Genomic DNA, 26,405 nt, shown 5'->3' with positions numbered 1-26,405 from the left:
TATCATAACATATAACATATTGAAAGGGACTCCCCTCATCCCGTGATGATCTTTCTGAAAGTTATCGGCACCGTTAGTAGGAGCCGTATTCAAACCAGTCAAAATCGGCTACCTGATCCGATGGCTCGCCATTGCTGGTGCTAAACATGCCTATACAGCAGCCAACGAAGCCCCCGGCCACCTCGGTACTCAAGCTGCTCGTATCCACCTGTTCTGCAACCAGATGATACTGACTTCCATCCGTGCTGAAGTAAAAACTGAGCTGCTGTCCTAATGCAGCCATTTTGATATACACTCGCGAAGCATCGCTGTCCAGCATGATTTGCGCAATGCGGGTTTCCTGACCGTCGATCCAGGACATCACGCGCAGCACCTGCTGCTGCTCGGTCATCGCACGCTCAATCCGAACATGATATTGATCATTCTGAATGACGACAAGACCAGCCGTCTCATGAACGCTTTGGGGCACAAATTCCATCACTGTGCCTGCCACGTAATCCATATGCCTTTGCCTCAGGCAAACAAAGCTGGAATTCTCTTTCTCTTTCAATGTTTGCGGTTTCAGCTTCAGCCTCAGGTATCCTTTTCGCTCGGTTAATGAATAGAGGTCCTTCTGGGGATTGCGCAGGAACATCCACTGCAAGCCCAGTTTATCACTGTCAAAGTGGTCGGTTCGCAATGGCGGCTCGACGGGAGCGGGTGTCAAGCTAACAATGCCCTGCTCCTCCAGGATTCCGCGACCTTCATTCACTACCGGCCATCCGTCCTCCCAATCGACCGAAGCGAGGAACGTCTCCCGGCCCAAGTTGCTAAAGCTTCCTCCATACGGACGGGAAGCCAGCATGACCATGAACCATTGACCGTTCGCACCCTGCACCAGGTCGGCATGTCCCACATTAACAATGGGGTAACGCTTGCCCAAATGGCGATGCGTAATAATCGGATTGTTTGGATTTCCGACGAATCCTTCAGTCAAGCTTTTGCTGCGAGCAACAGTCACGGCATGGTTCGGTCCTGTACCTCCTTCTGCAATCAACAAATAGTAATATTCATCGATTTTATACAGATGCGGTCCTTCCGGCCAAATGACATCCACCATCGCCCCGCGCCAGAGCACATGACTGTCCCCCACCAGCTTCATCGTCGTCAGATCAAGCTCTTTCAGCCAAACTTCCCAATTCCCGTTATAACGAACCCCTTGCGAGCAAGGCCGTGTACCCAGATAATAGGCTTTGCCGTCATCAAAGAAAATCGTGGGGTCGATGCCTTCTGCTCCTTCGATAAAATAAGGATCGGACCATGGCCCCACCGGATCAGTAGCCGTTACAACAAAATTCCCGCCATGTGATACATTGGTTGTAATCATATAGAAGGTTCCTTCATGATAACGAATCGTTGGAGCGAAAATGCCCTGTGAATGACCAGCACCCTCAAGATTCAACTGGGAAGGACGATCCAGCACATTGCCAATCTGTTTCCAATTTACAAGATCACGGCTTTGAAAGATCGGAACGCCAGGAAAATAGGCAAAAGTCGATGTCACCAAATAAAAATCTTCCCCCACCCGACATATGGATGGATCTGGATAAAACCCGGGCATAATCGGGTTTTTGAACTTGCATTGCTGGCCTTCCATTACTTTTTTCATTCTTTTATCCCTCCACTGGTGAGTCCAGTCACAAAGTATTTTTGCAAGAACGGATACAGTAAAACGATAGGCATGGCCGTCACAACCGTGATCGGTGCCCGAATGGATACGGGGGGAAGGCCTTCTTCATTGAATCCATAATTGCTGTAAGTCATCACTTACAACAATTCCTGTCTCACGAAACTCCTCAATGAAACTGTCCAGCCAATCCGAACCATAATCCAGCCCGCCCGTATCACTCTCAATAAACGCAACATCCAGACCCATCACCCAAAATCTGCGAGCGATGATGAAAAGATCAACAGCCTCTTCATCCTGCTTGGAGAAGCTTCGAATCGAACGATAACCCGCCATGAGTGCATCCCACAAGACTGCTTTACGCTCACCGGATTGTCTCTTTCGAGCCTTCACCTGAGCCAGATCATAGGCACGCCAGCCGGGGGCCGCCCACTCGAAGTCGTAATGGATAAACTGTTTCCCCTGCTGAAAAGCATTATTGTTCCCATGCATATCGCCATGGCACAGTCCTACGTCCAGGCCTTGACTGGATACGGCAGCAATCCGTTCTTTTAACGTTTGTGTAAACGCATTCAGGAATGGTACTGCTTCACTACTTTTCCCGACATAATTCAAGATTCGCTCCAGCGGCTCGTCGATCAGGAACTTCGTATCCAGCTCATACCGTGGCAGCTCCATCGTTACCCGATCCATGGCACTGTGCAATTCAGCGGCAGACTGACCAAAGGTATAACAGGATTCCTCATCCTCAAGGTTATTCTCTGCTCCCTCGATATAGCGAAACATCACCGCCACACGCTTTCCTTCTGCCGCATCAAGCATCGTATATTCGGTGTGATCCTTTTTCTCGATATACTCTCCAATGTCGGTATGTGCAGATGAACTCAGAGTGCCTTTCAATTGTGACAATAAAGCCAACTCATAACGAACATCTTCCTCCGTAATTTCTGTACGGTAGACACGAAGAATATACATTCCAGTGGAAGTACGTAACCGGTAGGTATCATTTAACCCTCGCAGCCAAAATAAACATTCTTTCCATGGTCCGATGTCATATTGATCACTCAATACAAACTCCAGATATTTAGGATTGAGCACTGAACGTAAAGCTGTCGGTTGATTGAACATGTGTATACTCCTTCAGTTTATATTCCTAGAATTTAGTATCATTCGTGATTGAGGCTCAAACTCCTTTCTTAGAGTAATCAAAGATGATCTCAACTATTAAACAAAAAGACGCGGAACAAATGCTCCGCGCCATGCTGATTCCATTAATAACTTTATGTAATCATGAGACTAATTAAGGATTTAGTGCCATTACATCATTACTAAAAGCATCTTTGTACTGAGAATACAATCCGGTATCAAATTTATAATCCTCATCATTAGCTGTAGGCTTATTATCCTTTAATGTGTTATACAGAATGTCAGTCTCATTTGAAAGTTTGGTCCACACTTGCTTCAGATCGTCATACTTTGGATCTAATCCTTGTATGTATGTGTCATACTCTGCTTTCTTTTCCATAGATTTACCTAGACGCTCAATTAAGAAATCAATATCCAAGGTCTGGCCTAAAGCGTCAGTCCCACGCCTAGTATACGAACTAATGTTCACAAAGCCATCATTCCAGATATCCATAGTTAGAAAGTTATTAATCTCTCTGAGTTCAGATTCAACAGTCGGCGGCTCTACTTCTGACGAAGATTCTTTGATATTTCCAGAATTCACAATAGTATCTTTTAAAAGCTCTGTCAATTTCTCCTCATCTGTTTTTTCTTTACCTGAACATGCTGCAATTACAACTAGACATACTAAAAATAATCCAATCAAAAATTTTTTTTTGTTCCATTTTAACATTGGTAATTCTCCTTTTTATCAGTTATTTATTTCCTTATTCATTATCGGCTCCTTTCATAATATTATGAATAATTCTATCTCATTTAACGATTATCTAGTAATAATTTCATTATTTATTTTTAAAATCCTTAATTTCGAACAGGTATGCTCTTACTTTTTTCTATGATTCCTATATCCTAGCGAGTAATGTAGTATGTTAAAATAAGCACCTTTTCATTTCCATTTCATAGCCTTGACCTTGAAGTATACTTCAATCTTTATACTGTACATATCATACTTCAATGATGAGAGGACGAACCTTAAATGAGCATACAAATTTATAATAATAGACGCTCTGTAACGAGCTATCTTTTAGAAAAATACATTGGAACATTAGATACCAAGAAGAATTTATCCACGCGAGAAAATACTCTGAATCACCTGAAGCACATGGATGTTGAGAATACTAAGCCTTATGAGTTGGGTAAAGTTAAATTAATCTCCTCAGTAACCGAACGTTCTTTTGAGGATATGCAGGTGTTTACTTTGAATGATCAGATCTCTGCTGACCAAAAAGTGATTCTATATATACACCATAACACTTTTGTTTATCCAAAAATGAATCATGTCTTTGTGCTTTATCCTATTCCTGAAGCCAAGGATGCAGAACGCAAAATCATTGATATTATTAAACATTAAATAGTTGTTTTTGATGTCCTTATACCCACTTTCGTTTATAGCTAATTAACTTTTCAATCCAGTCAGAAATAAAGGCTTTTGTAGAGAGATGATCTCTCCGCAAAGGCCTTTTGTATGTACTACCTAAGTGTTGAATAACTGGATAATCGTTGGAATTTATCCTTGTTCAGCAAAAGTGCGTCCTTTACAATAACTTTAGAAATTCCCGTATATCGATTTCTTTATTAAACGATATCCATATATGGTATAGCACTTCCTTATTTACGATATAAGCTCTTACTTGAGTTTATATAAAAAAATGATACAGGAGGCTATCGAATGTTCAGATTCATTTTACCGTCTTCCAAGCTCGTATTGATTTGCTGTTTGCTGGTGCTTACAACGGTGAGCATGCTGCTCAACAGTCCAAAGGCGTTGTCACATGGCTACGTAGAAGGGCCAGCGAGCCGGGCTGCGCTGTGTGCTTCGGGAGTCAATCAGGATTGCGGCAACATCGTGTATGAGCCCCAAAGTCTTGAAGCGCCTAAGGGCTTCCCTGGTGCTGGACCTACCGACGGCCACATTGCAAGTGCTAACGGTGTGTTCCCTAAGCTTGATGAGCAATACGCTACGCGTTGGTCGAAAGTAAATATGTCTAGTGGTAGTAATACGTTCACTTGGAAGCTCACAGCAAACCATTCAACGGCAAGCTGGAAATATTATATTACGAAAACGAACTGGAATCCGAATGCACCTCTATCTCGTGATTCGTTTGACCTGACACCGTTCTGTTCCGTTGCCTATGACGGTAAGCAACCTCCGTTTAGTTACACCAACTCTTGCAACGTACCCGAACGCAGTGGTTATCATGTCATTCTAGCTGTCTGGGAGGTTGCGGATACTGCCAACGCCTTTTATAATGTCATCGACGTGAACTTCTCCGGGACAAATCCGGTTGATAATGTAGCTCCAACTGCTCCAACTTCCCTTGTAGCAACTGCAACTGCTGCGACCAGTACATCTTTATCATGGAAGGCATCAACAGATAATGTAGGTGTAACAGGGTATAAAATTTACAACGGGAATACTTTGGTAGGGAATGTCTCCGGCACAACTACAAGCTATACGGTAACGGGGCTGACAGCAAATACGGCATATACCTTTACTGTCAAAGCAGTCGACGCAGCAGGCAACGAATCTGCAGCCAGTAATAGTGTAAGCGTTACCACAACTGCACCTCCTGCTAATGACACTACCGCACCTACAGCTCCAGGCGGGCTACATGTGATGGGAACACCAACCGCGTCCAGCATTCAGCTGATGTGGACGGCATCCACGGATAATGTAGGAGTGACAGGGTATAAAATTTATAATGGCTCTACTTTAGTTACAACGACATCCGGGACGGCAACCTCTTATACGGTAACTAATCTTGAAGCGAACACAACCTACAACTTCTCGGTTTATGCTGTGGATGCAGCAGGCAACCAATCGGCTGCTAGCACAGTCAGCGGTAAAACAGCTGCAGTTTCTACTGCTCCTGCATGGGCAGCCAATACGCAATACACAGCGGGTACAATCGTGAGCTACAATAACCTGACATACAAATGCCTCCTAACCCACAAGTCTCAAGTAGATTGGATCCCTTCATCAACACCAACCCTCTGGCAGCTGCAATAACGGGATTGACTGGAGGATTAGTTGAAAAGAATTCCATATAGATGCTGATTTACAACAATAGCCGGTCCATAATTCATGGGATCGGCTTTGTACTACATGTGCAAAAATAGACGCTTCAGGAATTAGTCCCGACCCCCAAGTACTTGTGCCATTCGGAAAAGGCTGTCGGCGACCACGTTATAATTTCAAGAGCATTTCGTACTGGCCAACATGATACGCAAAGCCTGATTTGACCAGGAAATCTTCCATCGGTTTCAGATGAGTTTCCATATTAAGGACACTGATCTTAGGAGATTCTGTATTAAGGATCATCTCTGCCAGAATGCTGCTTGCAACGCCTTTGCCCCGGTAATTTGGGTTGACTGCGAGCTGTGGAATATCACCTGTTTTTTTATCTATAATGCCATAGCCAACAATGCTGTGATCCTGACGTGCAACCACATAGATAAAAGCTTCCGGCACAGCGTAGATGGAATCAATTGAATTTTGCCAGGAGGGCTCCACATCCCAAAATCCCCTGAACTGCTCCAGATCGATCTTCTCCACACATTCCACCGTGCAGGTCGTTTGCGGTATGAATTTATCTTTTTGTAACTGGAAACATGAAAATTCTCTTTGAATTTTGAAGTTTTGTTTACTGTAAAGCTGAACTGCAGATTCGTTGGATTGGATGACTTCCAGCAAATATTGCTCTACATTTTTTTCTTTTAGCAGCTTTTGTATATTCAAGAGCAGATTTCTTGTTATGCCCTGCCGTCTGCATTCTTTTACAACACCTGTTCCAAGGTCATATGCGGTTTCCTTTCCATTCCAGTTTCGAAGTCCATTGAGGACAAATCCGACCATTCTCTCCTCTTTAAAAGCCCCCATCGATATCTCGGGGTGATACCCCCTTCGTTGGAGCATTTGTTGAAACTTCCAAAAAGGCAAATCCATTTTAACCTGGTAATCGGAAAACGCATCCACAAACACTTGGTGAAGTGTTTCCATGCTTATCTTGTCCAACATTTTATAAGTGTACATTAGGACATTCTCTCCTTTGAAAAGATGAAAGCAATAACATGTTAGGGCTCATGATCTCTACCCTTATTTAAATATTTTACTAAATAATGCTAACACGATACAGTAAGACCCGCACTATAAACGTCATAGAATAAGAAAAACCGAGCTGATGTTCCTGTTCACGAATGTCTTCCTCGGAAATGGATTCTTCCGTATCATTGTGACCTTCCAAAATCTGAGCCAGGAATTTATATTCCGCTTTCAAGTTGATCTCCTCCCGCCTCTATAATGTATATATTAAAGAACAACCGAGCTTCATGGTTTACATTATAAAATATGAATGGGTAAAATTCCTTTTCAAATAAAATAGACCGCTTCCTGGTTGGGGAATGCAGTCTATTGAGTCATCATTCTATGAGGATACCGATTTTGTTAAACCTATTTTGGTGATAACCGTATCATACGGGGCCAATTCCAAGGTCTCTTTTCCATAATCCGTATCGATCGTCGTGGTTTGAACTTGATCACTATTGTTAATGACGACCAATATTTTACTTTCCGGATAGTAAGCACACTCTGTATACAAGTTATCCGGGATATACTTTGTTTCACCGTACTCATTGCCTGCAAAGCGAATCAGATTCAGCAGCAATCTGGTATTTTCCCAACTGAATTCGAATGAAGGCAGATAGATTCCTTTTCCTTTACCAAAATCATGTGTAGACAATGTGACCATACCATCCGTGTCATCCACCACAGCAGCTGTTCCATCGGTAAGATATAAGTTATTCTTCGCCGCTATTTTTGCCCCTTCCGGCAGCAAACCATACTCATCGCGAGTCTCATATTTCCATTTTCCATGAACCACCCTGGCGCCAGTATCCTCATCTACCCCAAGAACATGTGCCATTCGGAAAAAGCTGTCGTACCCTTCTACCGCCGATGGCTGGTTGATGCCAATAAAGGTGCCGCCCTCATACACCCACTGAGTCAGTAAGTCCACACACGAGTGGTCATTCCAATGTTCTCCCCCGCTCCAGGCTGAACCAGCAGAGCCGGCATTGACCACGACATCTATATGCTGCAGTACACCCTGACGGATATCTTCAAAATCAATGAACTGCACTTCAACCGGCAAGCCCGACAAGGCTTCATTTACATGAATTAAGTCATGCATAACCGTTTCATGGAAATGGCCGGATAACGTCCACGATCTTAATTTACCCCAGCTATGCAGAACAGCTACCTTGGTTTTTATTTGATAAGGCTTGCCTTCATGATGCAGCTCTTTTATTTCCCTGAACTCGTCCGCAATCTTCTCCATATAATCGCAAAAGTCCGGGTAAGGCTCAACCAGATGCAGATATCCACCCAATCCGATCCGGTCAATCGGCTCTCTGAGCAAGGCGCGCCTTATATTGATCCAATATTTTTTGGCATCCAGCGTGGGATCTCCGCCCTCCTTAAAAGTAGGAAGTCCGCCTAAGCCAACCGGAAACAAGTAGGGATGCAGCCGGATCTCATGAGTATCGACGTTGATACCTGAACACATCCTTGCCTCATAACCGGAGAACACACATTTAATTATCCCGTCGAATCCAAACTCCTGAAAACGGTCATTATAAGGCTCCATGCCAACCCAGCTATCATCATAGAAGACGTACGCCAGCTTGTCGTGATGATGCACGATATCAATTAACTTCTTGCCAAATTCGATTACAAAATCATTGATAAATGCCATCCAATCCAGCTTGCGCTGCTGTGCCGGAATATGAGTCACTCGATATTTGCCGCCATTCACAAAGTCCTCGGCAGAGAGCGAATATCCGTATTTTTTAGCAAACAGATCAAGCGCTCTTGAACTTACCGTAAAATCGTATGAACCCCAATCCGAGAACAGATGGCGATTCCGCTCATCACTGCCCCAGATCCAGGCGAAATTATAAAATAATGAGGTGAACCGGACCACCGTTGTTTCCTGATGCTGCTGACACCAATTCTCCATCCATTCCAGCAAATATGTTTGCGTTTCCGGATAGATCGGATCAATCTGCATTAAGTGCTCTTTGTCCCAATGGTTCGTGGTGTGATTGTACATCGAAATCTCTTCCCAGATCCGATAGGCCATGAAGCTTACTGTGTATTTATGCCAAGGGACAATGCCGGTAATGACCACATGGCCGGATTCCCTTTCATAATTCCACAGTCCTCTTGGCACTTCCTCCCCGGTTGTCCGGTCGTAGACCTGCCAGTATTTAAACGCCTCTTTGGAATCATTCACCTTGAATTGTTCAGCAAAAAAATCTTCCATCAGATAGAATGATACATCATCTTGTACAGCTACCTTGGGATTCGTAATTAGAAAACATTGCTGCAGCTTATCCATATTACGGGACGCCCATTCGTTATGATCCCGGATAATGCAGATCGTCGAGTAAATGCCATATCCAGCGTTAATAATCTCATCAGACAATTGGGTGCCGTCACTGTCACGAATGACATCTGCCCCCCATCGCTCGGCAAGTTGTAAAGTCAGATCCTCATAACCGGATTCGCCGGGCAGCGTAAAGGAGCCTTTGATTGGTTTGGACAACTTGGTTCCCTCCCTTATTTCAACATGTCGGACAGGAAAGCGAGCGCCAGACCCTGACCCCAGCCCTGAATCCAGTCTTTTGGAATATTGCGATAGCCATCCCGATCCTTCATCACCGCCGTACCACCCGATACACCAAGCACACGTCCATCTTCACTTATGTTGTTCAGGATACCTTCCAATGCTTTTTGCACGTATTTTGTGTGTAGCGGATTACCGTTGTTGATCATGGCTGCTGCAATACCAGCAGAAGCCGACACCTCTTCATACGACTCCTCGTCATCGAGAACTGTCCGCCACAAGCCGTTCTCGGTCTGAACCAGCTTCAGAGCGGCTAGTTGATCCCGCAGCGAACACTCGACGTCCATACACTGTGGATATAGGTACCAGTCTTTCAACTGAGGTTTCACCTGAGACATGGTATAAGCTCCCCAGGCGTTCGCTCTGCCCCAGTAAAATCCAGACATATGATCCTTGTTGACATTGTTGTAGCCGTGGTACCAAAGTCCGCTACTCGGGTCCTGAAGGTATTTGATATGCCAGTAGTACTGGTTCAGCGCATCCTGAATCATGGCCTCATCTTTTAATTTGCTTCCTACACGGAGCAGGAAAAATGCCGCCATAAACAATGTATCCGCCCATGCCTGCTCGGGAAAATCATTGGAAATGGATACGGTATGCTGCAGCACGTTATCTCCGAATCTAAGCGCATGATTTTGCAGATAATCCACCTTGCTCATCACAATATCCCAATATTTCTGATTCCCAGTTTCTTCATATAAAGTAATCAGCATATGACCCATCGCGCATGTATTTACGGTCCAGTCCGGCAAGCCCAGCTCGATGTATTCATCCGCCCATTGGACAAGCCTGTCCAAAATCTCTTTATTCCCTGTCGTTTGATAAGCTCTGGTTACACCATAGTACGCCACACCGCAAGGCCAGTCCCACGTCAAATCCATCGCCAGTGTTTTTTGGGTAACGTTATCAATGACTCTTAACATTTCTTCTCTGTCATATTTCACTTGAAGCATCGGTGATTCCCCTCTCCTGGCGCACACGCCCCCAAATGCGCTTGAGAGCTGTCCGTCCTTGGTTTGAAAACGCTTTACTTATTCCATTGTACGCAGTAAAATAGTTTCAATCTAAGCATATTCGCAACAAAAATGCGCAATTTCAATCATTTATGAATGGGAGTTATCGAATGTGCCCAGAAAAAAGCAACCCATTATTGAATACCGTCACTACAGCTTGCCGATCCACTTTCCTATTCTGCTGTTAAGCGGTGAACGTTGGAAAATCTCCGATATCAAAAGTGAACATCTCCATTTCCACAACCATTTGGAGATTGGCATTTGCCATTCGAATAGCGGCATGATGGAGATCAAAGGTGAATCAGTACCTTTTAAAGCCGGTGATGTGACCTTTATCCCCAGATATCTTCCTCATACAACGTATAGTTCACCCAATGAAGCCAGCTTATGGTCTTATCTCTTTTTCTCACCAGAGGATCTCTTTCAGCATTCGTTTAAAAGTAGTACCTACAGTAACTTTGAGCCCAATTGGTGGGCAATTCAGGGAATGAACTGCATATTAAACAGGGAGGATCATCCGAAGGTTTATACACTTGCGACATCGGTCGTAGAGGAATTGAAGCAAAAAGGTCCTTACTATCAGGAAAGTGCCTATGGCTTATTGCTATCCCTTTATATCGAACTCCTGCGAATCCATTCCCGGAACGAACCCTTGGCTGATCAAGAATCGCAGCATAATCTAAAAGGCGATCTTGTTATTTCTCCGGTTCTGGAGTATATCACCAAAAACTATATGTCGCCCATTACCATCGATTTTCTCGCTGATCTGTGCCACCTGAGCACCACTCATTTCCGAAGAAAATTCCATGACATCATGGGAACCGCACCTCTGGATTTCCTGAATAGCACCCGAATTGAAGAAGCCTGCAAGCAATTAAAAAGCACGGACGCTTCCATTCTTTCAATCTCCGAGCAAGTTGGTTTTCAGTCCATTTCCAGCTTCAACCGATGTTTCTCCAGACTTATGGGCGAGTCACCCAAACAATGGCGTAAAGGCGCACAGTCCGAAGCGCAATCTGCGAAAGCCTCTATATTGGAGTTTACGGGTTGGATGTAGCAAGAGTATGAATAGTAATAGGGGCTATCCAAAATCTTGATGCAAGATTTAAGGATAGCCCTAGAGAGTCTCATCTATTTATCTCAAAAAAACGACGCCGTGAAGCATGTCACAGCGTCTCTGAAGCGAGCGTGAAGCCTTCAATTGCGACATCTTCGTCGACTTCAATCATGATGCAGCGTTTACCTTGGAAATTCACCTGTTTTACGTATCTCAAATCCTGCGGGCTAACCGAAATCGTAGCAACTTTGGTTTCAATCTTAATGGATTTGGAAGTAAATTTCGGCATGACGCTGGTCGCTTTCATTTCATAATTCTTGTTGTCGACGATGGTTTCAAATGCACGTTCCACTTTCTCCGACGTCAGGTCCTCTACACCGCTTGCAGTCAGTACACGTTCCAGATCTTTATAATCCAGCTTCGGCGGTTCCTCTTCATGTGACTCTTCGTTAATTTCAATCACTCGGTTGATCTCCTCGTATACCTGTGCAATTGTAGCTGAGTCGAGCTGTTCACCGGCCACTTCCTTCACAATATCTTCGAAGATCGCTCGTTCTTCCAGTGCTGTCACAGACCTTTCTCCATTCAATACATTTTCAACAAAATGCGGATCCGGGAAATTGGATTTCCCTGTGCAATATAGAACACGATTCACATCGGAGTAGTTGTCCGTCACGCTGGGATACAGAAAACCCTGCTCCGGTGTACTTAATTTGATAATCGGATCTACAATAACATTGTATTTAAATTCTCTCTCCACATAATCAAACAAGAGTGTTTTCCGCTGCTTCTCCGTGGAATTTACACTGCACAGGATGAATGGATGTGCGAACACTTCGTTCTTCTCGCTCTCTTCCGCTTGATCGTTACGGGCCTTCGTCGGCAAGTAATACTGTCCACGCACGAACGTGGCCACCATATCCCGTTCATACTTGGCATCTGCCAACATTCTATCCACGAGCAGCAGCATCAGATCCTGCCATTCGTCCGGATCACCTGTTACCAGAGCCTGGTGGAGAAGCACCTGTGCCGGGTCCTCCGCCTCTTCCTGGAATTTCAACTCAAACAGTTTTTGATCCAATTCGCCGGTCAGCAGCTTTTTGAAATTCCCCATGTACAACTCTTGCTTCTCTCGATCCACCAGTTCGAACGGATGGCGCTCCCAGTGATAGACCTCGTTCGTTTCCTTCGTAATATACACGTTGAGAATATCGTAAATATTCAGTAAATCATGATCCATCTTAAATTGCTTGCGTATATGCGCGACTTCTTTTTTATTCATGATTCGTTAGACAACTCCTCAAGTAAATTGGCCTTACAAGTATAAACGATATAAAAAACCTTCGCTATATAAGTTCAACTAAAGAATATTTTCACTAAACAGAAAGACGCATCAGGAATGATTCCCGTGCGTCTGCTCTCGTTATTTAATGCTTATCTTTTAATTATAAGCCGCCTGGCACCACATCTGCATTCAACAGTAGTTCCCGGCTGGTAGAAGCTTTTCTCGTTTCCCGCAGAAACAGTCCCCCCATGAACAAGGACACTACGCCAATAATAATCAGCAATGCCCCCAACTCCTGACTGTAGGCGGTTAATGCCCCATCCCGAAAAGCCATTCCGCGAATCAGGCGGTTAAGCCAGTTCATCGGTAATGCCCATGCGAAAATCTGGAACGGTTCAGGAAATGCCAGCGGCGTTAGTTGAATTCCCGTAGCTAGAAAGGACGGATACAACACAAAGCTGGTTCGTAGGCTTACTTTCGATATGTCTTTGGCTGTGTATCCAATCAACATACCCAGAAGTGACAAAGCAAAGGCATAAATAACGAGCGGAATGATGAAAAGATAAGGCTCAGCTTCAAACCGCATCCCCCCTATTTGCTTTAATAATCCGTAGGATAGAAGCAGCGAAATCGAACTCAACACAGTGTAGGGTACACACCGAATCCATAGCTGGAAAGGTGAATTTCCGTTTGTAAACAGTTTTCCTTCCTGACGCAGCCGAGGTGCAATTGAGCCCGCTGCACTTGTTGTAATCATCAATACAACGATATTCACAAATCCAAGCACCATAAAACCAACATAACTTGAGGTTGGATTAAACAGCATCCGTTGCTGAAGGGCTAACGGCGACACGATTCCTTTAGCTGTATCGGCATCCATCCCTTTCTGGATCAGACGTGTCATGGAAAGGGTCATATTTTCCGTCTGGATGATCTCCTGAATCGCTGTCCGGATTCCAGTTAGCCCCGAGGGCATTGTGTTATCCATCAAGATGCCGATATTCGTCGATTTCCCCTGTTGTTGACGTATTCCCAATAGATTAGGAAGCATAATGACCGCTACCGCCTGCTCATTGGCAAGTAATGTTTCCGGACTCATTCGGCTCGCATATACATTTTTGACACTCATGTATTGTGAAGCATTTATTTTGGAGATCAACTGCCGTGAATATTCACTATGGTCCTCATCAATGACCACAACTGGAGATTTGCAAATTTGATTGTGTGAGAACATTAAACCAAAGAACAGGGCTGCAATAAGCGGGCCGATAAAAATCAATCGAACAAACTTACTTCCCGATACGTATTTCCACTCATCAATCAGTGATTTCATCAAGTTTCACCTCTGCTGTCATCCCCGGAAGCAAACCAGCATTCGAATCCATCGATATTCGGACCAGAAACATACTTAAATCGGCTTGCCCTTTTTCCCGTGACATGCGCAAGCTTGCGAATTGTGGGGCAGATGAGACGGCAGTAACAACCCCGCTCACTTGCGTTGGCTGATCCAAATACGGAAAATGAACATCAATGCTTTGATTCACTTCAAGCTTTTGGATTTCACTTTCCTGGATATAGAGGTCCGTATAGTAATTATTCTTTTGCAGAACCGCCAGCGGCACTCCTGCTTGCACTTGATCTCCCTGCTTTACAGCAACCCGGTCAACCAAACCATCATACGGTGCCAGTACATCCACATCTCCTTCCCCAGCGGATTTCACTTTGAAAAGCACCTCTCCCTCTTTCACGGAGTCACCTGCGGAAGCACCCGCCTCTACAATTGCCCCAGGACTATTCTGATAGAATAAAGTCGTTTGTTCTGCCTCAAGTATGCCTTGTTTCCTGCTCTCAGCCTGACTTACCGCATCCTTTCCTTTCACAGCCAGAAGTGAACCTCCAGCAATGAGCACCAGCGCAATTCCGATATACAAACCTGCTTTTATCTTCATTCTTTTATCTCTCCCATTCCCAATCCTCGTATATATAAGTTGAACTAAAAAATATTTACAATGGACACTCCGATGACAGAACAACCTTCCGATCGCTGTTATCCCCAGATTTTTTTGATTCCCTTAAAAGGGGTAAATCCGGGGATAAAGGCGAACGCTCCGCTTCTTCAGGTTCTTTCTGTCCTCTCCATTTTGTGTAAGTATCTAGTTCAATTTTTATAGTTAAATTTGTTGTGCATGTTTACTTTTCATCATCTTGTTGACTGCGTTCTCGGCAGCCTCCATGATTACTTCTCCCAGTGTGGGATGAGGGTGAATCGTCATGGCCAGATCCTCCACGGTTGCCCCCATCTCGATCGCAAGTGCGAGCTCGGATATAAGGGTGGATGCCTCCACGCCAACGATTTGCGCACCAATGACAATTCCCGAGGTTGGGTCTGCCACTATTTTCACAAACCCTTCGGTTTCCCTTAATGCCAATGCTCTTCCGTTAATCCCGAAAGAAGATTTTCCGATAACCACCGGAATGGCTTGTGCTTTCGCTTCTGTCTCACTTACTCCAACACTTGATAGCTCCGGATTAGAGAACACGACAAGCGGAATCACCTTGTAATCCACTTTGGAGGTAAGGCCTGCAATGGCCTCTGCTGCTACTTTGGCTTCATAAGATGCCTTGTGAGCCAGCGCAGGACCGACCGTAATATCCCCAATGGCATATATGTGAGGAATAACCGTTCTGCACTGTTCATCCGTCTCCACCAGTCCCCTGTTCGTTACGGGCAAACCTATGCGTTCCAGTCCTAACTGACCGTCTGTATTGGGTTTCCTACCGATCGTGACCAATACGTATTCAGCCGTAACCTGGTGCTGCTCCTGATTCCTCGAATAATGCAATGTAATGGAGTCAGCATTCTGCTCCGCCTTTTCAGCAATCGCTCCGGTTACGAGGTGGATGCCGTCCGCCTTCAATTGTTTGACTACAGGGGCCGCAAGTTCCGCCTCGAATCCGGGCAATACTTGAGCCCCTCCCTCCAGAATCGTTACCTTTGTTCCGAATTTGGCATACATCTGTCCAAGCTCCACACCAATATACCCTCCGCCGATCACAACCAGACTACTCGGAACCTCCTGCAGAGACAGTGCTTCTGTGGAGGACAAGATACGACCTCCAACTGGAAATGCTGGCAGCTCAATCGGACGAGACCCCGTTGCCAGGATGAGGTTTTTAAAAGAAAGGCTTTGCTCCTGTCCAGCTTGCTGGATCATCACTGTGTGCTCATCCACCAGACAGGCCTCTCCTTCGAGAATGGTCACACCCGCAGTTTTTAACAAATAGTGGACACCACCTGCCTGTTTATTCACAACCCCCTGCTTAAACTGCTGAGCATTCCTAAAAGTCGCTGCCGCTTCAGCTTGATTGAACTGTCTGAACAAATCATAACGATGGGATTCCGCAATTAATGCTTTGGATGGTATACAACCCACATGCGTGCAGACCCCACCAAGCTGTTTACGTTCGACAATTGCCGTATTCATCCCCAGTTGAGAAGAACGCAGCGCAGCTACATACCCGCCTGGCCCTGATCCAATAACTAACGTATCTACCAATTGAAGCTTACCCATATCCTGATACCTCCTGATTTGAAGTCGATTTAAAATATGATGATCATAATATATTATAAACATCATATTTTAAGACCGTCAACAACTGCACTTGCCCTTTCATCAACTCACAGCTATCCAGTCGCCAAATTGACAGGCTTTATTATGATGACTATAATATTTTAAAAGTATAGAAATTGAATGATGAAGCTATGGAGTGAATGACAATGCCCTATCCCAAAGGCCATAAAATAAAAGTACGAGGTAAAATTGTTGAGAGTGCCGCTCGAGCTTTTCGCACCAATGGTATCCAGGACGTCAGTGTCCCGTTTATTATGAAGGGAGCCGGATTGACTCATGGAGGGTTTTACTCACACTTTGACAACAAAGAACAACTGGTCGCCGAAGCCTGCGAATATGCCATCAGCGATACCATCGCACTCCTTCAGAAAGTCGCTGATCAGGAAGAGCAGAATCCCAAAATTAATACAGTCATCGATTATTATCTCAGTCCCTATCACCGCGACAAAACGGAAATGAGCTGCATTTTCCCTGCCCTTTCCGGTGAAATATCCCGCTCCTCCGAAGAGGTTCGGCAGGTATTCACTCATGAACTGGAGCGGATGGTCACGTTTATCTCCAATCTGGCAGATATGGATGTGTCCAAAGGTCGTGCACTGTTCAGTACCATGGTTGGCTCGCTTGTTCTTGCACGTTCTGTTAATGATCCTGAACTAAGCGACAGCTTTCTCGCTTCAGGCAGGCAGCAAGCCAAAGAAATGGTTATGAAAGGTTAGAAAACACAAAAAACACGTCCATAATGGCGTGTTTTCTGTAATCTTTTGTACCAATCGGTTTATCCGACTTATTATTCAGCTTAGCATCTTACATATTTGCGCTTGAACCCCGTACGTCCTTTTTCGACTGCCTTTTGAATGTTATCGGAAGCTTGTAGAAACTTGCTCTTCGGCTTGTCTTTGTTGACTTCAACAGGCCCCACAGCCTTGGCAATCTCCACCGCCTGCTCATGCAATGGAAGATAGGATACACCAACGGTGTATAGGAAGTTGTTCATGGAATACTTGGTGCGTTCAGGTGATTCATGAATTGTCTGTTGTACCTGTCCAAGCATATCGTTCAGTTTACTTTCCTCAAATTCATGATCTGGACGGCTTCCAAGCAACCAGCAATAACAGCTCCAGCCTGCAGACATTTTCAGTTCATCCCCGCTCGCAATCCACTTGTCCGAAACCTCTTGGGCAATGTCCGTCTCCGCCAACGTGACTGAAACGATGAAATCAGAGATCATGTAAAAATAAGCGGCGTCGATCCAACGGTCAAAATCAGCTTCCGTCATCGCTTGGGGATCGGCAATCACGCCAGCAAAGTACATGGCATCATAGTTCCCTGTAGCGTAAAGCTGCTCAGCCAAAGGTTGATCCTTTTTAATTTTCTTCGCCATGGGTTTCATCGCTCCGGTTGCCACCCCAAAAAGCGGTTCACGTGCGCCATTGGACATATATATTTTCTTTGTTCGTTCTTTGCCCAGTGCCTCCAGCTCTTGCATTACTTCATCCAGATTCAATTCCCAACACCCCTTAACCCTATAAATTCCCCTACTGGAGTATCTTCCCTTATAAAACAGAATGTTATCCATGTTTTCCCGGATGCTCTAACATCCTGTCAGATGATTATAACAATCATAGCATCCCTGCCATCGTTTCGCACAAGACACCTGAAAGAATATAACTTCTTCGCAGGCGGACATTTCTCCTTTCTTATGCTTATTTCGACAACATTCTAAATACCTGCCACTTGTCTAATCGGAAAGGCTGCTTCCACCAGTAGAGCATCATTTGTCCATGTCCAAGCAACGTCTAGCTATGGCTGGGAACGTCGCTCATCGTTTAAGTTCAGTTTAGTTCTACTAACGAACCCGAGATGAGGAAGGATGCGATAAGATGAGCAACAATCAAGTGTTAGGTTTTGCCCCCTCCCTGGGCTGGAATTCGTGGAATACCTTTACGTGGGATATTAACGAACAGTTAATTCGGGATGTCGCTGATGTGTTTGTATCGGAAGGTTATCTGGCTGCTGGCTACGAGTATATTGTCATAGATGATTGCTGGAGCCTGAAAGAACGGGACGCAAGCGGCAATCTGGTGGCTGATCCCGAGAAATTTCCGAGTGGAATGAGAGCGCTTGCTGACTATGTCCATGGCAAAGGACTGAAGTTCGGGATGTATTCGTGCGTTGGTACGCATACTTGTGCCGGGTATCCAGGCAGCTTTGAGCATGAATTCCAGGACGCTGCGCTTTTTGCCGAGTGGGGCGTTGATTATTTGAAGTATGATTATTGCTTCAAGCCACGCCATATCTCGGGCGAGCTGCTGTACAAACGGATGAGCCTCGCACTCAAAAACTGCGGACGGGACATCCTGTTCTCCGCCTGCAACTGGGGAGCCGACGACGTATACGACTGGATTAGGGAATCGGGTGCTCATATGTACCGCTCTACCGGTGACATCCGTGATAACTGGGAATCGGTGAAAGAACTTGCCCTTTCGCAGTTAGGTAAACAAAGCTACACCGGCTCTTTCTGCCATAACGACATGGACATGCTGATTGTGGGGATGTACGGTGGTAGCAACAATGATTATATTGGCAGCATCGGCGGATGCAACGACATTGAGTATAAAACCCACTTCTCGCTCTGGTCCATGATGGGGTCACCGTTGATGATCGGATGCGACGTGCGCAAAGCCAACCAGATTACAAAGGATATTCTGCTGAATCCCGACCTGATTGCCATCAATCAGGATGTGGAGGCACGTGGAGCTTACCGCATTAAACCAGAGCCCCAGTGGTTTCACACAGACGATGTATTTATGCTGGTGAAAGTGCTGACAGACGGCGATCTGGCCATCGGTTTCTTCAATCTGAGCGACAGCCAGCGGGAATTGTCTTTGCAATTTTGGGACATGGGCCTGCCTTACGCTGCCGGTTACGCCCTGTCGCTGTACGACTGCTGGGAACATAAGGAGCTGGGCGAGTTCCGTGAACGCTTCGCCCCAGTTGTCGCAGCACATGATTGCCTCATTGTCCGGGCCAAGCTGGTGAAGTAGATGGTCAGCAATCGCCTGTGCCAGTCCTGTCAGGTTCCGCTTGCAGCAGACGATGTGGCCATCTACCTGAAGCTGGTATCGCGCTCTGCCCAGCAATTTTCGTGCATCGACTGCCTCGGCATGAAGCTGAATTGCGGGCGAGAGCCCATTGAAAAGCTGATTCGTTATTTCCGGGAATCCGGCAACTGCGCCCTGTTCCGCTGAAGCTCTGTTGGTTCCGCATGCAGCATCATGTACGCTGATGGCGTATGTGATGTTGCTTTCTTGAATACTTTGGAAAAGTATAACGGGTCATTGTACCCCACGGAGTAGGCCACCGATTGAATGGGCAAACCCGACATCTTTAGTAGTTCGCAGGCTCGCCGAATTCGGCAGGATGTAATATACTCCAACACAGATTTGCCGGTAGCTCCCTTAAACCGGCGAAACAAATAGCTGCGCTCCAGATTGACTGCCTTTACGATCTCCGTGACGGTCAAGGTTGGCTTCCAGTAATTCTGCTCGATGTATTTTCTCGCCAGCCAGACATAATCCTTGGTATCCATCTGCGGCTCCTTTGGATAATACTCCATGTAATAGGAAAGAAGGAGACGTAAACGGGCATCCGCCCGAAGCATTTCATAGGGCGATGCGCCCGCGTTCCACGCCAGATGAAAAAAGGGCTGCAGCGTCTCCGGCGTGACCGTCACCACAGGTTCTACCTCTGAGAGCTCTGTTAGCTCCAGCAAACGCCCGGCATCCTCGCCGCTGAACTCTACCCAAACATACTCCCACGGATCATGCGGGTCAGGGTAATAGTAGATCTCCTTCTGCGGAAATATGATAAAGCTTTCCCCCGCACCAAGCTGAAACACGCGGCCGCCCGTCTCAAGCGTCCCTTGGCCGCGAATAATATAGTGCAGCGCATAAACGTCACGTACTCCTGGCCCCCATTGGTGAAGGTTGGCTGGCTTGTGACCGCCGCTGATAAAATACAAATGACTGGCTCTGCTGCTCTCATGCCAAATCGGATTCAACCTTGATTCCCCCTAACGCATAGCTCAATCTTTATATATCATCCATGCATTCTTATATTTTGTTTGAATACTGGAAAGCTCCCTGAAAGTTGCTTATTATGAAAATAGAGGGCATCTCGCCCACACATTTGTAAGCGCATCCATACATCTTTGATCGGCATGATTGATATACGCTTTATCCAGAGAGGAGAATGTTGTGTTGCTTAGAATGGTAACGGTAGAACACGGACAAGTGCAAGGGCTGCCCGCAGCGGACCCGCGTATTACCAGCTTCAAGGGAATCCCTTTTGCCGCACCTCCTGTAGGTGAGAATCGCTGGCGCGCTCCGCAGCCGCAGTCCAATTGGAATGGCATTCTGAAAGCTTTTGATTTTGCCCCCACCTCCATGCAAGCCAAAACGGTTATAGACGATAACAACATCTATACCCGCGAATGGGCCGTTGATCCGGATCTGCCTATGGACGAGGATTGTCTGTATCTGAACGTCTGGACACCTGCCAAACGAACAGATGAGAAACTGCCTGTCTTTGTCTGGTATTTTGGGGGAGGCCTTCAGGTCGGGAACACCGCCGAAATGGAATTTGATGGCGAGCGAATTGCTCGCAGAGGCATTGTCGTCGTCACGATCAACTATCGACTGAATGCTTTCGGCTTCCTGTGTCACCCCGAGATCAGTGCCGAATCCCCACATGCACCGGCCAACTTCGGACATCTCGATCAGCAAGCAGGTACCCAGTGGGTCAAACGCAACATTGCCGCCTTTGGCGGTGATCCTGACCAGATCACAATCGGCGGGCAGTCGGCAGGCGGAGGCAGTGTGCTCAGCCAGATGACCTCTCCGCAAAATAAAGGCTTGTTCCAGCGAGCCGTCATTATGAGCGGTATAGCTACCGAGCTGTACCCGAAGGTCCGCGTGCCTTCTGTCCGCTCCACACTGCGGGAAGCAGAGCAGGAAGGGGTTAAATTTTTCCGCTTCCTGGGCGTATCCTCTCTGGCAGAGGCCAGACAACTGGATGCCGAATATGTTCGCGACAAAGCTCTGGAATACAAAGGCTTCTGGGGCACCGTCATCGATGAACAATTCTGTGCAGGCGATCCGTTTACCCGCTTTATTCAGCAGGAACGTGAGCCAATCCCCGTCATGCTGGGACATACTTCTTCGGAATTCTGGACCCGACCTGCCGCAGCCAATATGGAAGAATTGAAACAGATGGCCGCAGAGCTATTTGGCGAGGAGGCTCCTGCCTTTTTGCAGCTATGTGAGGCTGATACCGGCCAAATAGAGCGTGCCCTGCAACACGCATCTGTCCGCATGATCCAGCATGCCATCCTGCTGGCCATCCGCGCGAACAGCGGCCATCCGTCTGAAACGCCGCTCTACTATTACAACTTCGACGCCGAGATTCCTGGCTGGGACCAGCCGGGTACCTTCCACTCCGTCGATCTGTGGTTTTTCTTCGAAACACTCGCCAAGTGCTGGCGTCCTTTCGTGGGCAAACATTACGATCTGGCCCGACAGATGTGCAACTATTTGTCTAATTTTATTGCTACCGGTGACCCGAACGGTCCCGACTCCACCGGCTATCCGATGCCTCATTGGATTCCTTGCACCACGGAGCAGCCGTATCTCATGGAATTCGGAGATCAGTCTCAATTACAGAAGGCAGACCCCGGACCGATGCTTACGTTTCTAGTGGAGCAGTATTTCAAAAAGCAGAGTGCACATGTTGTTTAAGACATGAAGTTTGCCTTCTCATGATATGTATGGGCCATGCTGACGCATGGCTCTTCTCTACCTTGCGAATAGTCGAGTTTATGCTACTTCACCTACTTGAGCGCCTTCCCCACCATAGAATCCCGATGTGATACTGCATAGTCTTCTCTTAAAATACCGTACATTTCTAAATCAACAATTCCTTTGCCCGACCATAAGGTTGCTTGTCTAAGTGTCCCCTCATGAATGAAGCCGTTTTTTAATAGCACCTTTTTCGAATGTTCATTTGCAGGCATCACTTCTGCCTGAATTCGATTGACGTTAACCTTCGTGAACAAAAATTCGAGCAACATCCCCACCGATTGGGTCGCAATCCCCTTCCCCCAATGTGATTCTGCTAAAAAGTAACCAATCGTCACCATATTCACCTTCAGATTGAAATCGGTGGCTTCAATAATACCAAGCAACCGATCGGGTTCATTATTCGCGAATATGCCCCACTTCACTCTTGATCTCTTATGATAATCTCTCTCGAAATGTCCGATCATCTTCTTCACTGTCTCTTTATTATGCTTGGGTATGATACCGCAGTATTCGAATACATTGTCATTATCATAGATTTCAAAAACTCCGTTAACATGCTGATCTTCAATCTTTTTCAATACCAATTCATCTGACTTTAGAATCGGAAGTTGATCATAAACTGCCTCCACATTCACTTTTTTCGTCACTTCCCCATATTATCTTTTATTGGTAAATCATCATGATACGTCAAGCTCTTCGCCTCAGCTTCATAGCCATGTTTCATGGGATGTGTGGTTAAAGAGACTTCTTGATCGGAATACATAAATCGATTTTGCATTTCCCTTGCTCATCCTTCGCCGGATCATTCATGCAGAACTCAAGGCTGGGTCTGTCGTCGGCATCATACTCACTATTCGGCAGCCATAAGCCAAATACGCTTTCATAGGCTAGAACGAGATGATCAATGGTGTCGTAGAATGGGTATACAGCGTACATTCCACCAGATAGCGTTTTAAATTCGACTTGCCCCTGATGTGGGAGCTTATCAAATCCACGGGGCAATGTTATACAAGCATCGTATCGGCAAGCCCATTCTTCGACGAAAGTTCCATCATCCAAAGACACCCCAATAAAATAATGATTATTCGGAGTAATTCCTTGTTCGCTAGCCCAATGTCCCAACTTCTCCCATGCCACATGAGTATGCAAATAACTCCCCACATGTCTGACATACGCCACCTCATAATCTGGCAGTTCCTTAATCGTTATCATTTTTTTCCATGCCCTCTCTAGAAGATGATTTCTTCCATTTCTATTGTAATCTTCCAAAGAGGATAACTCTTCTTGCTTCTTGCTAAAATGTAACGGATAATTGCTATGTTTTCCGATGTTATTTCGGACTTCACTTGGGGTCTTGCCAAAGTGCTTCTTAAAGAGAGCATTGAAGGTGGATACCGATTCAAAACCGCAGTGATTCGATATTTCTAATATGGTTCTCTTGTTTTCACCCAAAAGATATACAGCCTTCTGTAAACGCTCTCGATTTACAAATGCGATTGGAGACACACCTTCCAACGATGTAAATATTCTTGTAAAATGATATTTGGAAAAACCTGAAACATCAGCCAACATATCGAGGTTGAGCTTTTGATGACTATTTTGCCTAATATATTGGATCACTCTATCCATTCTATCTTTATATTCACTATTCATGTGTTGAACCCCTCAATGAATCTATGTATTATGAACTACCAAAATTATACACCCGGTATATCCAAACAGGATACCTCACCTGTACTTCGATTTCATAACTTTACTATAGGGCACTATCACATGATTAGCATACGTATCTATGATCAAAACAAAAAGCTCAAGTCGCATACCACTTGAGCTTAAAACATAGGTAGATATTATTTAGGTTTATGCCCTTAACGAGTTAGACCCTTAACGAGCCGCGAAATCCTCTTGCACCATAGTAGGATTCTGCTCCATTGTGATATACAAAAACCGTGTCATAACGACGATCACAAAAGATGGCTCCGCCTAGTTTTCGAATAGTAGCGGGTGTTGTCACCCAACTCGACGTTTTCAAATCATAGTTTCCCAGCTTCTGCAGCTCCCGGTACTGCTCTTCCGTTAAAAGCTCAATACCCATATCCGCTGCCATTCCAACCGCACTATTCTGTGGTTTATGCTCTTTTCTTGACTCCAGGGCTTCATGGTCATAACAAATACTTCTGCGGCCCTTGGGACTTTCCGCTGAACAATCCACAAAAGTGTATTCGTCTGCCTTACTGTCATAATGCACAACGTCCGGTTCGCCGCCAGTCCTTTCCATTTCATGGAGTGACCACAGTTTTTCTGGTTGAGCCTCTAACTTCGCTTGCAGGCTTGCCCATTCCATATCTGGATGACGGTTCATGTTTTTTTCAAAGCGCGCTTTCAAGGTTTGGAGCAGTCCCTCACGTTGTTCTGGCGATAGCTCCCTCTCACTTCCAAATGTGCTCGTTGTCATCTATATTTCTCCCTTCAATAGGTCGTTTCTCATTCTTGTCCAACTAAATTCTAGTAAATTCACAGTCGAAAAACAACCTGTTATTCCACAGCTTTTTACTTGTCACAGCTTACATATACTTTTACATTTTGCCTATATTTTTGAAAAATGAAATGGAGGTATTACATGTAAATCCTCGAACCAATCGGTTGAAGCTAAGAAACTTTACCACAACCGACGCAGCAGGATTATTGGAGTATACGGCAAATCCCAGAGTAAACTGAAAAACGAGATTCGGATCGGTTCACACCAAGGAACGTTTCTACACCAAAAGCGGCGAACTCTCCCTGATTGAATTCAGGAAAAGACCGCCGCCTTATAAAACGTTCTTTTTATTTACAAATTAGTTGCTCCAGTACTGCTTGGCAATCTTTTGGCCTTGATCGATCTTTGCCCATTGTTCGGCTTCGCTTAGTTCGTTGCCACCATCGCAGGATGCAAAACCGCATTGATGGGACAATAACAGGCGATCCTTATCGATGATTTTGGATGCTTCGTCCAACAAACGGACGACACGTGCTTCATCATCAAGTGTACTTGTTTTGGACGATAACAAACCGAGTACAATCTCCGTTTCCGGTCTGTCTTTGAACACTTCCAGCGCCTCAATCGAACCTGCACGGTCATCATCCCACTCCAGGAAGAAACGGTCATACTTCAACTGCTTCAGGAACAGGTTGGCGATTTTCGAGTAAGATCCACCACCCATGTTGCGGGAATCGTAATTACCGCGGCAGTTGTGTGTCCACATTTTCAAGCCCAGGCTATGACCGAAGTCAATTACTGTATTGTTAATATCAATAAATTCGGTAGCGAGGCCTTGTACTTCTTCTTGATTAATATGTTCCCCTGTAAACGGAGAGTTCGGGTTGTCGTCTGCAAAAAGCTCCCACAGGCAGTCGTCAAATTGCAGGATTTTCCCGCCTACCGCAGCGAATTCTTCGACAAATTCTATATATGCCTTCACAAGACCCGCTTTGAGCTCCTGAATGTTCTGATAAACAGCACCCGTACCGCCAATATTATCCGACCAGGAAAGTTCACCGAAGATATGGGAAGGCGACGGTACGCAAAGTTTCGTTTGCTGGTCACCAGCCGTGTCTTGCAACTGTTTGAACAGTTGAATGAAATGATGATTTTTACCGCTCAAATCGCCGGTAATACGCAGGCCAATATCTTTGCGTGTTTCATATTTTGACATTCCATCCACGTCTCTGAAAAAATAGCCGTGATCCGCGATATAGCGTTCAACTCCGCCAAAACCCCACACAAAATCCAGATGCCACATCGATTTGGAAAACTCGCCATCTGTAATAATCGACAGATCATGCTCGATTTCCTTCTTCACAACCTGTTGGATTGCCTCCGTCTCGCACTTCTCATAACCTTCGAAGTTTTCATAGAATGGGTATTGGATATCATCACGATGTTCAATTTGCGTTTTATATTTCAGCAGCTCATCGGGCCGCAATAAACTTCCTACGATCTGGAACTTATCAGTCATGTAAAAACCCCCTCGTTGTATACCA

24 protein-coding genes and 1 pseudogene are annotated in these 26,405 nt (G+C 45.5%); 7 read left to right on the top strand and 18 right to left on the bottom strand.

Annotated elements, in window-relative coordinates; translation table 11 throughout:
* Window positions 1-73: 73 nt before the first annotated feature.
* The 4 genes and pseudogenes from JNUCC31_RS19010 to JNUCC31_RS19000 form a co-directional block, all read right to left on the bottom strand.
* The gene (locus JNUCC31_RS19010) at window positions 74-1,648 is read right to left on the bottom strand and encodes a glycoside hydrolase family 43 protein (protein ID WP_228469100.1); all 1,575 of its coding nucleotides are present in this window, start codon (window positions 1,646-1,648) and stop codon (window positions 74-76) included.
* A pseudogene (locus JNUCC31_RS33430) lies at window positions 1,645-1,761 on the bottom strand (carbohydrate ABC transporter permease); the annotation flags it as partial. The gene JNUCC31_RS19010 and the pseudogene JNUCC31_RS33430, both read right to left, overlap by 4 nt.
* A gap of 13 nt (window positions 1,762-1,774) precedes the next feature.
* Entirely contained in the window at window positions 1,775-2,794 is a 1,020-nt protein-coding gene (locus tag JNUCC31_RS19005) for a phosphotransferase enzyme family protein (RefSeq protein WP_192263352.1), read from the bottom strand.
* 172 nt (window positions 2,795-2,966) lie between these two features.
* Entirely contained in the window at window positions 2,967-3,524 is a 558-nt protein-coding gene (locus JNUCC31_RS19000) for a hypothetical protein (protein WP_192263345.1), read from the bottom strand.
* 303 nt (window positions 3,525-3,827) lie between these two features.
* Here JNUCC31_RS19000 and JNUCC31_RS18995 point away from each other — a divergent pair, with 303 nt between their 5' ends.
* Window positions 3,828-4,202, top strand: coding sequence for a hypothetical protein (locus JNUCC31_RS18995; protein ID WP_192263343.1), 375 nt, complete (start codon window positions 3,828-3,830; stop codon window positions 4,200-4,202).
* Between the two features lie 318 nt (window positions 4,203-4,520).
* Window positions 4,521-5,861, top strand: coding sequence for a lytic polysaccharide monooxygenase (locus tag JNUCC31_RS18990; RefSeq protein ID WP_192263341.1), 1,341 nt, complete (start codon window positions 4,521-4,523; stop codon window positions 5,859-5,861).
* Between the two features lie 177 nt (window positions 5,862-6,038).
* On the opposite strand, the gene JNUCC31_RS18985 is transcribed toward JNUCC31_RS18990, so the two are convergent.
* From JNUCC31_RS18985 to JNUCC31_RS18970, 4 genes are all read right to left on the bottom strand, one after another.
* Window positions 6,039-6,869, bottom strand: a complete 831-nt coding sequence (locus JNUCC31_RS18985) for a GNAT family N-acetyltransferase (RefSeq protein ID WP_228469098.1) — start codon at window positions 6,867-6,869, stop codon at window positions 6,039-6,041.
* Between the two features lie 94 nt (window positions 6,870-6,963).
* A complete protein-coding gene (locus JNUCC31_RS18980; protein WP_192263337.1) occupies window positions 6,964-7,128 on the bottom strand; it encodes a hypothetical protein in 165 nt (54 codons plus the stop codon).
* A gap of 147 nt (window positions 7,129-7,275) precedes the next feature.
* Complete coding sequence (gene gnpA / locus JNUCC31_RS18975; protein ID WP_192263335.1) at window positions 7,276-9,456, bottom strand: 1,3-beta-galactosyl-N-acetylhexosamine phosphorylase; 2,181 nt, start codon at window positions 9,454-9,456, stop codon at window positions 7,276-7,278.
* Window positions 9,457-9,470: 14 nt separating this feature from the next.
* A complete protein-coding gene (locus JNUCC31_RS18970) occupies window positions 9,471-10,490 on the bottom strand; it encodes a glycoside hydrolase family 88/105 protein (RefSeq protein WP_192263334.1) in 1,020 nt (339 codons plus the stop codon).
* Window positions 10,491-10,662: 172 nt separating this feature from the next.
* Here JNUCC31_RS18970 and JNUCC31_RS18965 point away from each other — a divergent pair, with 172 nt between their 5' ends.
* On the top strand, window positions 10,663-11,607 hold the full coding sequence (locus JNUCC31_RS18965; protein ID WP_192263332.1) for a helix-turn-helix domain-containing protein: 945 nt from the start codon (window positions 10,663-10,665) through the stop codon (window positions 11,605-11,607).
* A gap of 109 nt (window positions 11,608-11,716) precedes the next feature.
* Here JNUCC31_RS18965 and JNUCC31_RS18960 read toward each other — a convergent pair whose 3' ends face one another.
* The 4 genes from JNUCC31_RS18960 to lpdA all read right to left on the bottom strand — a co-directional run bounded on the left by JNUCC31_RS18960 (window position 11,717) and on the right by lpdA (window position 16,464).
* Window positions 11,717-12,889, bottom strand: a complete 1,173-nt coding sequence (locus tag JNUCC31_RS18960) for a DUF4317 domain-containing protein (RefSeq protein WP_192263330.1) — start codon at window positions 12,887-12,889, stop codon at window positions 11,717-11,719.
* 163 nt (window positions 12,890-13,052) lie between these two features.
* On the bottom strand, window positions 13,053-14,225 hold the full coding sequence (locus JNUCC31_RS18955) for an ABC transporter permease (RefSeq protein WP_192263328.1): 1,173 nt from the start codon (window positions 14,223-14,225) through the stop codon (window positions 13,053-13,055).
* Entirely contained in the window at window positions 14,209-14,841 is a 633-nt protein-coding gene (locus JNUCC31_RS18950; RefSeq protein WP_192263326.1) for a biotin/lipoyl-containing protein, read from the bottom strand. The genes JNUCC31_RS18955 and JNUCC31_RS18950 overlap by 17 nt, the downstream gene beginning before the upstream one ends.
* A gap of 222 nt (window positions 14,842-15,063) precedes the next feature.
* A complete protein-coding gene (lpdA, locus tag JNUCC31_RS18945; RefSeq protein ID WP_192263324.1) occupies window positions 15,064-16,464 on the bottom strand; it encodes a dihydrolipoyl dehydrogenase in 1,401 nt (466 codons plus the stop codon).
* Between the two features lie 206 nt (window positions 16,465-16,670).
* Between lpdA and JNUCC31_RS18940 the strand changes: the two genes are divergently transcribed.
* The gene (locus JNUCC31_RS18940; RefSeq protein ID WP_192263322.1) at window positions 16,671-17,240 is read left to right on the top strand and encodes a TetR/AcrR family transcriptional regulator; all 570 of its coding nucleotides are present in this window, start codon (window positions 16,671-16,673) and stop codon (window positions 17,238-17,240) included.
* A gap of 80 nt (window positions 17,241-17,320) precedes the next feature.
* On the opposite strand, the gene JNUCC31_RS18935 is transcribed toward JNUCC31_RS18940, so the two are convergent.
* Window positions 17,321-18,028, bottom strand: coding sequence for a DNA alkylation repair protein (locus JNUCC31_RS18935; protein ID WP_192263320.1), 708 nt, complete (start codon window positions 18,026-18,028; stop codon window positions 17,321-17,323).
* Window positions 18,029-18,404: 376 nt separating this feature from the next.
* Here JNUCC31_RS18935 and JNUCC31_RS18930 point away from each other — a divergent pair, with 376 nt between their 5' ends.
* A complete protein-coding gene (locus JNUCC31_RS18930) occupies window positions 18,405-19,568 on the top strand; it encodes a glycoside hydrolase family 27 protein (RefSeq protein WP_192263318.1) in 1,164 nt (387 codons plus the stop codon).
* Complete coding sequence (locus tag JNUCC31_RS18925) at window positions 19,569-19,772, top strand: hypothetical protein (RefSeq protein ID WP_192263316.1); 204 nt, start codon at window positions 19,569-19,571, stop codon at window positions 19,770-19,772. It begins immediately after the preceding gene.
* Here JNUCC31_RS18925 and JNUCC31_RS18920 read toward each other — a convergent pair.
* Window positions 19,733-20,584: an AraC family transcriptional regulator gene (locus tag JNUCC31_RS18920; protein WP_192263314.1), complete on the bottom strand. Its 852-nt coding sequence runs from the start codon at window positions 20,582-20,584 to the stop codon at window positions 19,733-19,735. The two genes, JNUCC31_RS18925 and JNUCC31_RS18920, sit on opposite strands and share 40 nt — an antisense overlap.
* A gap of 208 nt (window positions 20,585-20,792) precedes the next feature.
* On the opposite strand from JNUCC31_RS18920, the gene JNUCC31_RS18915 reads away from it, so the two are divergent.
* Complete coding sequence (locus JNUCC31_RS18915) at window positions 20,793-22,319, top strand: carboxylesterase/lipase family protein (protein ID WP_228469755.1); 1,527 nt, start codon at window positions 20,793-20,795, stop codon at window positions 22,317-22,319.
* A gap of 92 nt (window positions 22,320-22,411) precedes the next feature.
* On the opposite strand, the gene JNUCC31_RS18910 is transcribed toward JNUCC31_RS18915, so the two are convergent.
* The 4 genes from JNUCC31_RS18910 to JNUCC31_RS18895 form a co-directional block, all read right to left on the bottom strand.
* Window positions 22,412-23,017 carry a GNAT family N-acetyltransferase gene (locus tag JNUCC31_RS18910; RefSeq protein WP_192273137.1) on the bottom strand — a complete coding sequence of 202 codons (606 nt, stop codon included), beginning with the start codon at window positions 23,015-23,017 and terminating at the stop codon, window positions 22,412-22,414.
* 100 nt (window positions 23,018-23,117) lie between these two features.
* Window positions 23,118-24,035: an AraC family transcriptional regulator gene (locus JNUCC31_RS18905; RefSeq protein WP_192263310.1), complete on the bottom strand. Its 918-nt coding sequence runs from the start codon at window positions 24,033-24,035 to the stop codon at window positions 23,118-23,120.
* A 223-nt stretch (window positions 24,036-24,258) separates the two neighbouring features.
* Window positions 24,259-24,837: a DUF4256 domain-containing protein gene (locus JNUCC31_RS18900; protein WP_192263308.1), complete on the bottom strand. Its 579-nt coding sequence runs from the start codon at window positions 24,835-24,837 to the stop codon at window positions 24,259-24,261.
* Between the two features lie 382 nt (window positions 24,838-25,219).
* Window positions 25,220-26,380 carry a cobalamin-independent methionine synthase II family protein gene (locus JNUCC31_RS18895; RefSeq protein ID WP_192263306.1) on the bottom strand — a complete coding sequence of 387 codons (1,161 nt, stop codon included), beginning with the start codon at window positions 26,378-26,380 and terminating at the stop codon, window positions 25,220-25,222.
* Between the last annotated feature and the right edge of the window lie 25 nt (window positions 26,381-26,405).

This window comes from Paenibacillus sp. JNUCC-31 (assembly GCF_014844075.1).
In the GTDB taxonomy this organism is placed as follows: Bacteria; Bacillota; Bacilli; order Paenibacillales; family Paenibacillaceae; genus Paenibacillus.
Note: the sequence above shows the minus strand (reverse complement) of the source record. Positions and strands in the feature narration are given on the sequence as shown.

Bases quoted from the DNA above. Each gene is read 5' to 3' on its own strand.
- JNUCC31_RS18940 (WP_192263322.1), top strand. From the start codon at position 16,671: ATGCCCTATCCCAAAGGCCATAAAATAAAAGTACGAGGTAAAATTGTT.
- JNUCC31_RS18895 (WP_192263306.1), bottom strand. From the start codon at position 26,380: ATGACTGATAAGTTCCAGATCGTAGGAAGTTTATTGCGGCCCGATGAG.
- JNUCC31_RS18905 (WP_192263310.1), bottom strand. From the start codon at position 24,035: ATGAATAGTGAATATAAAGATAGAATGGATAGAGTGATCCAATATATT.
- JNUCC31_RS18985 (WP_228469098.1), bottom strand. From the start codon at position 6,869: ATGTTGGACAAGATAAGCATGGAAACACTTCACCAAGTGTTTGTGGAT.
- JNUCC31_RS18950 (WP_192263326.1), bottom strand. From the start codon at position 14,841: ATGAAGATAAAAGCAGGTTTGTATATCGGAATTGCGCTGGTGCTCATT.
- JNUCC31_RS18990 (WP_192263341.1), top strand. From the start codon at position 4,521: ATGTTCAGATTCATTTTACCGTCTTCCAAGCTCGTATTGATTTGCTGT.
- JNUCC31_RS19010 (WP_228469100.1), bottom strand. From the start codon at position 1,648: ATGAAAAAAGTAATGGAAGGCCAGCAATGCAAGTTCAAAAACCCGATT.
- JNUCC31_RS18900 (WP_192263308.1), bottom strand. From the start codon at position 24,837: ATGACAACGAGCACATTTGGAAGTGAGAGGGAGCTATCGCCAGAACAA.
- JNUCC31_RS18955 (WP_192263328.1), bottom strand. From the start codon at position 14,225: ATGAAATCACTGATTGATGAGTGGAAATACGTATCGGGAAGTAAGTTT.
- JNUCC31_RS19000 (WP_192263345.1), bottom strand. From the start codon at position 3,524: ATGTTAAAATGGAACAAAAAAAAATTTTTGATTGGATTATTTTTAGTA.
- JNUCC31_RS18970 (WP_192263334.1), bottom strand. From the start codon at position 10,490: ATGCTTCAAGTGAAATATGACAGAGAAGAAATGTTAAGAGTCATTGAT.
- JNUCC31_RS19005 (WP_192263352.1), bottom strand. From the start codon at position 2,794: ATGTTCAATCAACCGACAGCTTTACGTTCAGTGCTCAATCCTAAATAT.
- JNUCC31_RS18925 (WP_192263316.1), top strand. From the start codon at position 19,569: ATGGTCAGCAATCGCCTGTGCCAGTCCTGTCAGGTTCCGCTTGCAGCA.
- JNUCC31_RS18960 (WP_192263330.1), bottom strand. From the start codon at position 12,889: ATGAATAAAAAAGAAGTCGCGCATATACGCAAGCAATTTAAGATGGAT.
- JNUCC31_RS18995 (WP_192263343.1), top strand. From the start codon at position 3,828: ATGAGCATACAAATTTATAATAATAGACGCTCTGTAACGAGCTATCTT.
- JNUCC31_RS18930 (WP_192263318.1), top strand. From the start codon at position 18,405: ATGAGCAACAATCAAGTGTTAGGTTTTGCCCCCTCCCTGGGCTGGAAT.
- lpdA (WP_192263324.1), bottom strand. From the start codon at position 16,464: ATGGGTAAGCTTCAATTGGTAGATACGTTAGTTATTGGATCAGGGCCA.
- JNUCC31_RS18915 (WP_228469755.1), top strand. From the start codon at position 20,793: ATGGTAACGGTAGAACACGGACAAGTGCAAGGGCTGCCCGCAGCGGAC.